We start from the raw sequence: 11427 nt of genomic DNA on the forward strand, positions 1-11427 counted from the left end.
GTCGAACTTGCAAAATAATTACTATCCAGTGATAATATACGAAGAATAATGCGTTTAAAAGCGATATTTAGCTAATTGTATTTCACATAATTATTAAGTTAATATATTTGAGAGGAGGGTAAAATATCCCGTATTTCACTGTGGGATTAGAAAATATCCGGAATTAATGCTAAAAATGTGGATAAAATTTAACAATTTTGCAGTTACGTTTAAAAAATGAAAAATGAGCCAAATGCCTGCTACATTATTTGACAAAGTATGGGATTCACATGTTGTCAGGAAGATTGAAGACGGACCTGACGTGTTCTTTATCGACCGGCACTTTATTCACGAGGTGACCAGCCCGGTGGCTTTCCTGGGACTGGAAAGCAGGAAGCTCCAGGTGATGTTCCCGGAGAAGACCTTTGCTACGGCAGACCACAACACACCTACCATTAACCAGCATTTACCGGTAAAAGACCCGCTTTCCGCTAACCAGCTGAAAGCTTTGGAAACCAATTCCGCCAAATACGGCATTTCCCACTGGGGGCTTGGCAATCCTAAAAATGGCATTGTGCACGTGGTAGGTCCGGAAAACGGCATCACCCTCCCCGGGATGACGATCGTTTGTGGCGACTCTCATACTTCCACGCATGGTGCTTTTGGTGCGATCGCTTTTGGCATCGGTACCTCTGAAGTGGAAATGGTACTGTCTTCCCAATGTATCATGCAGCCTAAACCCAAAAAGATGCGCGTGAAAGTGAACGGCAAACTGGGTAAAGGAGTAACTCCGAAAGACGTAACGCTCTATATTATTTCAAAGCTCACAGCAGCAGGTGCTACCGGTTATTTTGTAGAGTATGCCGGTGAGGTGTTTGAAAACATGAGCATGGAAGGCCGTATGACGGTTTGTAACATGAGTATTGAAATGGGTGCGCGCGGCGGCATCATTGCGCCGGACGAAACCACCTTTGCATATATTAAAGGAAGGGAAAAAGCGCCGAAAGGAGAAGCATGGGATAAAGCCCTGGCTTACTGGAAAACGCTGAAAACAGATGCTGATGCTAAGTTCGATGCAGAGCACGTATACGATGCAGCAGACATTGAACCCATGATCACCTATGGTACCAATCCCGGTATGGGCATGGGCATCAGTCAACATATCCCGCAGGCCAAAGCAGCCGGCGGCAGTGTTGCCAGCTACGAAAAATCCCTGGATTACATGGGCTTCCATGAGGAAGATGCCATGCTGGGTAAAAAGGTAGACTATGTGTTCATCGGCAGTTGCACAAACGGCCGAATTGAAGATTTCCGCGCATTTGCTTCTATTGTAAAAGGCCGTAAAAAAGCAGAACATGTAACGGCATGGATCGTTCCCGGTTCGCATATTGTGGAAGCACAGATCAAAGAAGAAGGTATCCTGGACATTTTAACAGAAGCAGGATTCCAGTTGCGCCAACCAGGCTGTTCTGCCTGCCTGGCCATGAATGATGATAAAGTACCTGCCGGCAAATATGCCGTAAGTACCAGCAACAGGAACTTCGAAGGCCGCCAGGGCCCCGGTTCCCGTACCATGCTGGCCAGCCCTTTAGTGGCAGCAGCAGCAGCGGTAACAGGTGTTGTAACAGACCCAAGGGTATTAATGGCAGACTGATCATTCACATCAATTAAAAATTAAAAAATGGCTTACGATAAATTCACAATACTGACCAGCTCAGCTGTTCCCATGCCTATTGAAAATGTGGACACTGACCAGATCATCCCCGCCCGTTTCCTGAAAGCTACTGAACGTACCGGTTTTGGCGATAACCTTTTCCGCGACTGGCGTTACAATGGAGACGGTACACCTAAGCAGGACTTTGTACTCAACAATTCCATCTACTCCGGTAAGATCCTTGTTGCAGGAAGGAACTTTGGCAGCGGCAGCAGCCGTGAGCACGCAGCATGGGCTATTTATGATTATGGTTTCCGTTGCGTGGTATCCAGCTTCTTTGCAGATATCTTCAAGAACAACTCCCTGAACATCGGCATTCTGCCGGTACAGGTGAGCCCTGAATTCCTGGATAAGATCTTTACGGCTATTGAAGCAGATCCCAATACACAACTGGAAGTGAACCTCCCTTCACAAAAGATCACTATCCTGGCTACGGGCGAAAGCGAGCCTTTCGACATCAATTCTTATAAGAAACTAAACATGACCAATGGTTATGATGATATTGATTACCTGCAAGCCATGAAGAGCGAAATACAAACTTTCGCCTCCAAGAGTATCTACTAAACAAGTCCACGATAGATTATTATGCCTTCTGCCCAACGCTACATAGAAATAATGGATACCACGCTCCGCGATGGTGAGCAAACGAGCGGTGTTTCTTTTTCCCCTTCGGAAAAATTAACGATCGCCCAGCTTTTATTGACCGAGGTGAAAGTGGACCGTATTGAAATTGCGTCTGCCCGCGTATCCGAAGGTGAGTTTGCAGCCGTGAAGTCTATTACCAAATGGGCTAAGGCAAATGGTTTGCTGGACAGGGTGGAAGTGCTGACCTTTGTGGATGGCGATGTGTCCGTTCAATGGATGCTGAAAGCAGGCGCGAAAGTGATGAACCTGCTTACCAAAGGTTCCCTGAACCATCTTACACATCAGCTGAAGAAAAAACCGGAAGAGCATTTTGCAGAAGTGGGTGCCGTGATCAAACTGGCGAAAAAGAAAGGGCTGGAATGCAATGTATACCTGGAAGACTGGAGCAATGGTATGCGCCATTCCAAAGACTACGTTTTCCAATACCTGGATTTTCTAAATACCCAACCGGTGAAAAGAGTGATGCTGCCGGATACTTTAGGCATCCTCACACCTGCAGAGGTAACATCATTTGTATCTGAAACCATACAGCGTTACCCGAACATCCACTTTGATTTTCACGCGCATAATGATTATGACCTGGGCACTGCGAATGTACTGGAAGGTGTAAAAGCAGGGGCGCATGGTATTCACCTGACCATTAATGGTATGGGAGAAAGAGCAGGTAATGCTCCTTTGGCCAGTGCTATTGCCGTACTGAACGATTTTATGCCGGAACTGAAAACTGGTGTGGCAGAGGGTTCACTGTATAAAGTAAGTAAACTGGTGGAAACATTTTCGGGCTTCAGGATCCCTGTAAATAAACCGGTGGTAGGAGAGAATGTGTTCACGCAAACAGCTGGTATTCATGCAGACGGTGATAAAAAGAACAAATTATATTTCAGTGACCTGATCCCTGAACGTTTTGGCCGCACGCGTAAATATGCTTTGGGCAAAACAAGCGGAAAAGCGAACATTGAGAATAACCTGCAGCAACTGGGCCTGCAACTCTCTGATCCTGATCTGAAAAAGGTAACACAACGGATCATTGAACTGGGAGATAAAAAGGAAGTAGTAACGCAGGCAGACCTGCCTTACATTATTTCTGATGTGCTGGATAGTAATACCATAGAAGAAAAGGTGACGGTGCTGGATTATGTGCTGACGCATTCCAAAACCCTCAAACCTTCTGTAACACTGCGCATCGCTATACTGGAGGAGATCTTTGAAGAACATTCACAGGGCGACGGGCAGTACGATGCATTTATGAATGCACTGAAAAAGGTCTATAAAAAGCTGAAGCAGGAACTGCCTGTTCTTACGGACTATGCCGTACGGATCCCCCCCGGTGGTAAAAGTGATGCACTCTGCGAAACGATCATCACCTGGCGGCACAGTAACAAGGAGTTTAAAACACGCGGACTGGATAGTGATCAAACGGTATCTGCCATCAAGGCCACACAAAAGATGTTAAACTTAATTTAAGGAATATAAACACTGCCTTAAAAAACCTGAACGGATATCTTCTGTTCAGGTTTTTTATTTAATTTAATAGTACAATTAGCAAGGCACGTTACCCTATAGCTCCAACATCCAAAATCTATTACCCTAAACCCTTTTCAGATGAAGAAAGCCCTCTTTAACCCGTGGCTGCGGACGCTGTTTTCCGTATGCTCCCTTATTATCCTGCTTACAATAGGCTGTCACAAAAGCAAGGACGCGCCCGTTGAAATGCCAGTTCCTGCATATCTTACCCTACCTGATGGTGCAGACCAAAGATTGTCCCTTCTGATCAAACAGGTGAAAACAGAAGAGCGTAAAACGCCCTTTTTAGCAAACATCGTGCAGCAGTATGGCGAGCCGGTGTGGGACAAAGGTATCATTGGAGAACGTGGTAATACCAGGCTGTATGCTATTCCCCTGAAGCAGGAAGGCAAAAAACTTTCCGGCGCTATCGTGTTTGAACTGGGCGATCAGCTGCGGTTCAAAGTTTACGAGAATCGCGATTTCGTCCGTTACGGTTTCGATTCCAGGGATGGGGCCGTAACAGGGAGGAAAGTACGCAACCTTATGATGGCCCTGAATTTCAGGCTCCCGCCTGAAGGAGATGATCCCGGAAATCCAGGCCCTCCGGAACCCTGTGTGTACAGCAAAAAGGAAAGAGCCTTGCTGGAACAGGCAAGGGCTGCTAATCCGGGCAAAGAAGTGCATTTGCAGGAAAGAATGATCTCTGTTACTACCTGTTACTCATGGACCACCTGTACTGGTGATGGAAACGGAAACTGTGTGGGGCAGATCTATTATCATGAGGAATGTTTCACAGACACCTACTGGTTACCCGATGGTGACGGTGGAAGTTCTGGCGGCGGTGGTGGTGGAACCGGTAGTGGTGGTGGTGGCGGAGGAGGAGGTAACTCACCTAATCCTCCCGGGGAAGATCCCTGCCCTCCTGCTGATGGTGGAGAACCAGACCCGATCCCTGTTGCTGAAGAAGATATCCTGGAGCTTCCATGCCCTCAATCTTTTAACATGGTTAGGCAGGACAGTTGGCAATCCTGTGTTACAACCGGTTATAGGTTTGGATTGATTAACCGTGCAGGCAATGGGCTGGAATACTATGTGGATATAAATATCATGGAGGTGGGCCTGCCTTACGTTACTTATGATGGTACTATCATTCATCACAATGTTGCACAGGCCATGATCACACAAGCTGCTGTATTAGCTGAAGGAGAAGCACTTTCCGCCCTGAGTGGCTGGCTTGCCATGAACCCGGGTACACCTCCCAGCCAGGTCAATTACCAGCCCTACAGGCAGATCTTTAAAACATTCTTGAAAATGCACCTGGACAATTTCCTGCGAAGTGATTACTATCCGGGGCAACCAACTGCTTCGCCCAGCCGGGTGAGCTTTGATAACGCCAGCTTCGGATTAAAGGACCCTACCAAATACAAGCCATTTAAATTCAGAGGAAGAGATTGTTGATCATTTTAAAAAAAGCAGGTGTTTACGGACACCTGCTTTTATAGGTATGCTGCGAATTTGCCGGTCTATTGTATATTCTTTAATTTGGATGATCATCCCGGTAAAACTTACCGGCCAAAAGATAACTATGCTCCATGATCTTGGTATCGGAGAGATTCATTTAGGAAAAAAAATAACAGCTATAAAAGAAGTGATCCCGTTCGGGGCCTTTGCACTGGCAGGAGATTATATCATTAGCCCGGGACCTTCGTCCTTCTATTGTTTCACCGGTGATATACTCAGCGCAACAGGCAGTATTGAGTTGCTGCTGGCCATTGAGCACATTTTCATAGGCGTGGATAAGAACAACCGGGTAGTGATCATTATCCTGCATTTTTACAATAACCCGGAACATGATATTCCTGCTATATTGACCAGATATTATGGCCCGCCTGCTTCCATAGCTGATATAGAAATGGAAAACACGCCTGTGCGGCAACATATCTTCTGGAATACGGAGGATAAAGAGGTGCAGATCGGGTATTCCAGCGCTACGGCAGGAGATAAGGCAACATACCCCATGATGGTAATTGCCCGCATGCGCGAACGCCCCTTATTGGGAGAATATACTGTTATAAAACGTACCTGGAGGTTGTGAAATACAGATCTGATGCGTATCTTCGGCGGGAATTTTTCATAAAGCATTAGCATGGCAACCAAACATATTTTAATTGTTCCCGGCGATGGGATCGGGCAGGAAGTTACCGCAGTAGGTAAAAAGGTTTTAGATAAGGTAGCGGCTAAGTTTGGCCATACTTTTACTTATGATGAAGCGCTGATAGGCCATGTGGCTATTGAAGCCACAGGTAATCCTTTACCGGATGAATCCCTGGAAAAGATGCGTAAATCTGATGCCGTACTGTTTGGTGCAGTAGGGCATCCTAAATATGATAATGATCCTTCTGCCAAGGTAAGGCCTGAACAGGGGCTGCTGAAAATGCGGAAAGAACTGGGGCTGTACGCGAACCTCCGCCCCATTAAACTATTTGATGAGCTGTTAGGCGCTTCCAGCATTAAACCGGAAATATTGAGAGGGGCAGATATCCTGTTCTTCCGTGAACTCACCGGTGATATTTACTTTGGTGAAAAAGGCCGTAAGAATAATGGTGATACTGCTTACGATATTGCGGAATACAGCCGCTTTGAAGTAGAGCGCATTGCCCGTAAAGCTTTTGACGCTGCACGTACCCGCCGCAAGAAACTCTGCTCTGTAGATAAAGCAAATGTGATTGAAACTTCCCGTCTCTGGAGAGAAGTAGTGCAAAAGATTGCTTTGGAATATCCGGATGTGGAAGTAGAGCATCAGTTTGTGGATGCCACAGCTATGCTGCTGATCAAAGATCCTAAACGTTTTGATGTGGTAGTAACAGCGAACCTGTTTGGAGACATCCTCACAGATGAAGCCTCTCAGATCGCAGGTTCTATGGGCATGCTGGCTTCTGCTTCTATTGGAGACGGCACCGGTGTATACGAGCCTATTCACGGTTCTGCACATGATATTACCGGTAAAGGGGTAGCCAATCCATTGGCGTCTATCCTGTCTGCCGCTTTGCTGCTGGATATTTCCTTTGGCATGAAGGCAGAATCAGAACTGGTGATCAGCGCGGTAGATAAAGTATTAAAAGAAGGTTTCCGCACAAGGGATATTGCAGACAGCACTACACCTGCGGACAAGATATTAGGTACAGACGCGATGGGAGCAGAAGTACTGAAATTCCTCTAAGGAACTTTCATTGAACCAGCCCGGACGACCTTACGTTGTCCGGGCTTTTTTATTTATATTGGGATATATGAAATACTTCTTTTTAGCAGGGCTGCTTGTACTATCCCTCCGCCTTTCCGCACAAGCTCCTCATATCAAAGACCTGGGCTTTATCAGTGGTAATTGGGTAATGCAGCATGAATGGGGCGATATGGAAGAAAGCTGGAGTACGCCTATGGGCAACAGCATGATGGGTAGTTTCCGATGTGTAAAAGACGGGAAGCCGCTTTTCTATGAATTTATGCTGATAGAGCAAACGGACAGCATGCCGGTAATGTACCTGCGCCATTTCAACCCTGGCAGCATTGGCTGGGAAGATAAAGACAAACCGCACGTTTATCCTTTAAGCCTGCTTGAAAAGAATAAGGTAGTATTTGAAAAAGCAGATAAAAAACTGCGGCTGATGTTTGTACGTAAAGATGAACAACATCTAACCATTACCCTGGATGAGGACGGAAAGGAAACCGTGTTTGATCTTCGCTTAAAGTGATCTCATCTTCTCCCACTTACGTCTGATCCCCAATAACTTTCCAAGGAAGAGTGCCAAAGGGATTAATTCATACCTGAAAAGCCCGGGCGTGGCAGACATGGTATAGGAGCAAAGCGTAATGCCAATGAGTGCATCCGCGATCGCTATGTCAATAGCCCAATCACTTTCCGTTAGCAGTGCATAGGCAGTAAATGCATTGAAGAGGAAAACACCGGCTAAAACGATGCCGGCAGGAGAGAAAAAATTCCTGGCCGTAAGGCCATAAGCAGCGAGATACATATTATCATTGCCCAGCAGGGACAGGATCAATGCCATCGGAACGGTAATGATACCGAGAATGAAGAGCCAGTTGCAATACCTGATCCACCATGGGAGAAGATCTGTCCTGTTAGGACCAGCGTCCATCTGTTGGTTTATCTTATGCTCAAATGCAGCAGCCATAAGCAGGGAGATTTGTTACGTTAAGTTACGAAATGTTTCAATAATTTATATCTTTATCCGATCATCAACCAGATTACCATGCGTCTACGTTTTGTGCTATTGCTCATAGCCATTCCTTTTACCGGTTTAGCAAAAGACCCCATTCTTACAGGGGCTGACCAGCTATCTGCTTACCTGCCTTCCCTGAAAGGGAAAAAAGTGGGCATGTTAGTGAACCAGACCTCCCTTATCGGCGGTAAGTCCATCGTAGACAGCCTGCTCACTTTAGGGGTGAACATTAAAATGATCTTTGGCCCGGAGCATGGTTTCCGCGCAAATGCCAGTAACGGCGCAAAGGTGGCGGATGAAATAGATGCCAAAACCGGCATCCCTATTATCTCCTTATATGGCGCACGTAAGAAACCCACTAAAAAAGAACTGGATGCGCTGGACATTATGATCTTTGATATCCAGGACGTAGGCTGCCGTTTCTATACGAATATCAATACCCTCCGGGATATCATGGAAGCCTGCGCGGAGAATGGCAAGGAGCTGATCATCCTGGACAGACCTAACCCCAACGCCTATGTGGATGGGCCAATATTGGATATGAAGTATAAATCCGGCATCGGGCAGTTTCCCATTCCTATCACCCATGGCATGACCGTTGGTGAATTTGCGCAAATGGTGAACGGAGAAGGATGGATGGCCGGAAAAATAAAATGTAAGATCAGGGTCATTAAGGTGAAGAACTATACCCACGATATGGATTATACTTTACCGGTAGGCCCTTCGCCTAACCTGAATACCCAGCAGTCCGTATTACTTTATCCTTCCCTGTGTTTATTTGAAGGTACCATTATCAGCCAGGGACGGGGAACACAAATGCCTTTTACGGTATTGGGGGCACCTTTATTAAAAGGGATCTATCCTTTTACTTTTACCCCGGTGAGCATTCCCGGTAAATCTGAGACGCCGCTGCACCAGGACCAGGCCTGTTATGGATTAGACCTCAGGAATTACAATACCGCAGCTATCCGTAAAGCAGGTAAGGTGCATATTGCCTGGATGATAGAAATGTACAAAGCTTATCCGGATAAGGCAAAGTTCTTCGACAGGTCGCAGAGCAAACAAATGGGGAATATAGATTTCCTGGCAGGCGTTGCAAAATTTAAAGAACAGATCATAGCGGGGAAAAGTGAGGAAGAAATTCGCCAAAGTTGGGAACCGGGATTGAGCGCATATAAGAAGATGCGTAAAAAATATCTTTTATATCCCTGATAAACAGCCGTTTGTAAGTTATTTCAAGAAACCTGCGCATGTCGCAGGTTTTCTTTTTTACCTAACGGCACAGGAATTGCCAAACAACAGTAGCGGGGAATATGCTCCTTATCATATAAAACAATTTCATGGCTTTAAGGAAAAAGAACATAAAAACTACATTACCAAAGACGCCCACAGGCATAACAGGGCTGGATGAAATAACGAAGGGCGGTTTGCCCACGGGGCGCCCGACCCTTTTTTGTGGAGGCGCAGGGGCAGGGAAAACACTTTTTGCAATTGAATTTATTGTACGGGGCGTTATAGATTATGGAGAGCCGGGTGTGATCCTCACTTTCGAGGAAAAGGCGGAAGACCTGCAAATGAATGTGGCCTCTATGGGCTACGATCTCCAAAAACTGGAAAAGGACGGTCTGCTAAAAATAGACTTTGTGCATATTGACAGAAGTGAGATAGAGGAAACAGGGGAATATGATCTGAGTGGGCTCTTCATCCGGCTGGACCATGCCATTAATAGTATTGGTGCCAAACGGGTTGTATTGGATACTATAGAAAACCTCTTTGGTGGTTTAACGAACGAGGGCATCCTGCGGGCAGAGCTTCGCAGGTTATTTGCCTGGTTGAAGGAAAAGGGCGTAACGGCTGTGATCACTGCGGAGAAAGGAGATGGCACGCTAACCCGCCACGGGCTGGAGGAATATGTGTCTGATTGCGTGATCCTGCTGGACCACAGGGTGAACGACCAGATCTCTACCCGTCGTTTAAGGGTGGTGAAATATCGGGGTTCAGAACATGGTACCAATGAATATCCTTTCCTGATAGAAGAAAACGGTATTTCTGTATTACCTATCACTTCTTTAAAACTGGAAAACAAGGTTTCCACGCAAAGGGTGTCCACAGGGATAGCAGGAATGGATATGATGATGAGCGGCAAAGGATTTTACCGTGGCAGCTCTGTACTGGTATCAGGCACGGCCGGAACTGGTAAAACGAGTATTGCCGCTAATTTTGTAGATGCTGCCTGTAAAAGGAAAGAGCGCTGCCTCTATTTTGCATTTGAGGAATCACCGGCGCAGATCATACGTAATATGGGATCCATTGGTCTTGACCTGCAAAAACATGTGGATGCAGGTTTGCTGCATTTCCATGCCTCCAGGCCAACTTTATATGGCCTGGAAATGCACCTGGTAACGATCCATAAAAAGATCCAGGAACTGAAACCCCGTATTGTTGTGCTGGATCCCATCACCAACCTGATCACTGCTGGCCTGATGCCGGAAGTGAAATCCATCCTGATCCGGCTGATCGATTTCCTGCAGCATAACCAGATCACGGTGATGTTTACGGCACTTAATTTGAACACTATTGTGAGTGAACAGACGGATGAGGGCGTATCCTCCCTGGTGGATGCATGGGTCACCATCAGGTATATTGAAACCAACGCGGAACGCAACCGGGGATTGTATATTATGAAGTCCCGCGGTATGAAGCATTCCAACAAGATACGCGAGTTTATCATCAGTGATGATGGGCTTGACCTGGTGGATGTTTATAATGGCCCGGATGGCACTATCCTTACAGGTTCTGCCAGGGAGGCACAGCAGCTGGCAGAAGCCACCGGTGCGGAAATGCGCAGTTATACTTTAGGCCGGAAAGATAAGCAGATAGACAGGAAGCGCAAAGTGCTGGAAGCCAAAGTAGCATCCCTGCAGGAAGAATTTGCTACTATTCAGGATGAACTGTATCAGTCGTATGTGGAAGAGGACCTCCGTAAGGAGATCATGGAAAAGAACCGTAGTCAGTTATCACAAAAGAGTAGCAATGGCAAAAGAAAAAACTAAACAGGCAAAAGCAGAAAAATGGGAGTTGCGTTTATACATTGCCGGTAATACACCGAAATCAATGACGGCGCTCGCCAATCTGAAAAGATACTGCGAACAGCATCTGCCTGATAAATACACACTGGAAATAATCGACCTCCTGGTGCAGCCTCAACTTGCTGCGGGAGATCAGATCTTTGCCATTCCAACATTGGTACGTAAAGTTCCGGTCCCCATCCGTAAGATCATAGGCGACCTGTCCAACGAAGAAAAAGTATTGGTTGGACTTAACATCAGACCCATAAAAAAATAA

11 protein-coding genes are annotated in these 11427 nt (G+C 46.3%); 10 read left to right on the forward strand and 1 reads right to left on the reverse strand.

Going from position 1 to position 11427, the window contains the following annotated elements; translation table 11 throughout:
* Window positions 1-232 precede the first annotated feature (232 nt).
* From leuC to BUR42_RS05980, 7 genes are all read left to right on the forward strand, one after another.
* Window positions 233-1633 (forward strand): 3-isopropylmalate dehydratase large subunit, encoded by a 1401-nt coding sequence (gene leuC, locus BUR42_RS05950; RefSeq protein WP_074238345.1) that lies wholly within the window; start codon window positions 233-235, stop codon window positions 1631-1633.
* A 27-nt stretch (window positions 1634-1660) separates the two neighbouring features.
* Window positions 1661-2257, forward strand: a complete 597-nt coding sequence (gene leuD / locus BUR42_RS05955) for a 3-isopropylmalate dehydratase small subunit (protein WP_074238346.1) — start codon at window positions 1661-1663, stop codon at window positions 2255-2257.
* Between the two features lie 51 nt (window positions 2258-2308).
* The gene (locus BUR42_RS05960) at window positions 2309-3802 is read left to right on the forward strand and encodes an alpha-isopropylmalate synthase regulatory domain-containing protein (protein WP_234979616.1); all 1494 of its coding nucleotides are present in this window, start codon (window positions 2309-2311) and stop codon (window positions 3800-3802) included.
* 138 nt (window positions 3803-3940) lie between these two features.
* Window positions 3941-5302 carry a hypothetical protein gene (locus BUR42_RS05965; protein ID WP_074238348.1) on the forward strand — a complete coding sequence of 454 codons (1362 nt, stop codon included), beginning with the start codon at window positions 3941-3943 and terminating at the stop codon, window positions 5300-5302.
* 127 nt (window positions 5303-5429) lie between these two features.
* Window positions 5430-5939: a hypothetical protein gene (locus BUR42_RS05970; RefSeq protein ID WP_143197350.1), complete on the forward strand. Its 510-nt coding sequence runs from the start codon at window positions 5430-5432 to the stop codon at window positions 5937-5939.
* A gap of 51 nt (window positions 5940-5990) precedes the next feature.
* On the forward strand, window positions 5991-7064 hold the full coding sequence (gene leuB, locus BUR42_RS05975) for a 3-isopropylmalate dehydrogenase (protein WP_074238350.1): 1074 nt from the start codon (window positions 5991-5993) through the stop codon (window positions 7062-7064).
* 67 nt (window positions 7065-7131) lie between these two features.
* Window positions 7132-7593, forward strand: a complete 462-nt coding sequence (locus BUR42_RS05980; protein ID WP_074238351.1) for a DUF6265 family protein — start codon at window positions 7132-7134, stop codon at window positions 7591-7593.
* Here the strand turns inward: BUR42_RS05980 and BUR42_RS05985 are convergent.
* The gene (locus tag BUR42_RS05985) at window positions 7585-8034 is read right to left on the reverse strand and encodes a hypothetical protein (protein WP_074238352.1); all 450 of its coding nucleotides are present in this window, start codon (window positions 8032-8034) and stop codon (window positions 7585-7587) included. The two genes, BUR42_RS05980 and BUR42_RS05985, sit on opposite strands and share 9 nt — an antisense overlap.
* A gap of 78 nt (window positions 8035-8112) precedes the next feature.
* Here BUR42_RS05985 and BUR42_RS05990 point away from each other — a divergent pair, with 78 nt between their 5' ends.
* The 3 genes from BUR42_RS05990 (at window position 8113) to BUR42_RS06000 (ending at window position 11427) form a co-directional block, all read left to right on the forward strand.
* Window positions 8113-9294, forward strand: a complete 1182-nt coding sequence (locus BUR42_RS05990) for an exo-beta-N-acetylmuramidase NamZ family protein (protein ID WP_074238353.1) — start codon at window positions 8113-8115, stop codon at window positions 9292-9294.
* A gap of 128 nt (window positions 9295-9422) precedes the next feature.
* Entirely contained in the window at window positions 9423-11135 is a 1713-nt protein-coding gene (gene kaiC / locus BUR42_RS05995) for a circadian clock protein KaiC (protein ID WP_074238354.1), read from the forward strand.
* Window positions 11116-11427, forward strand: coding sequence for a circadian clock KaiB family protein (locus BUR42_RS06000; protein ID WP_074238355.1), 312 nt, complete (start codon window positions 11116-11118; stop codon window positions 11425-11427). Before kaiC ends, BUR42_RS06000 begins: the two co-directional genes overlap by 20 nt.

The sequence above is a fragment of the Chitinophaga niabensis genome (assembly GCF_900129465.1).
GTDB lineage: Bacteria > Bacteroidota > Bacteroidia > Chitinophagales > Chitinophagaceae > Chitinophaga > Chitinophaga niabensis.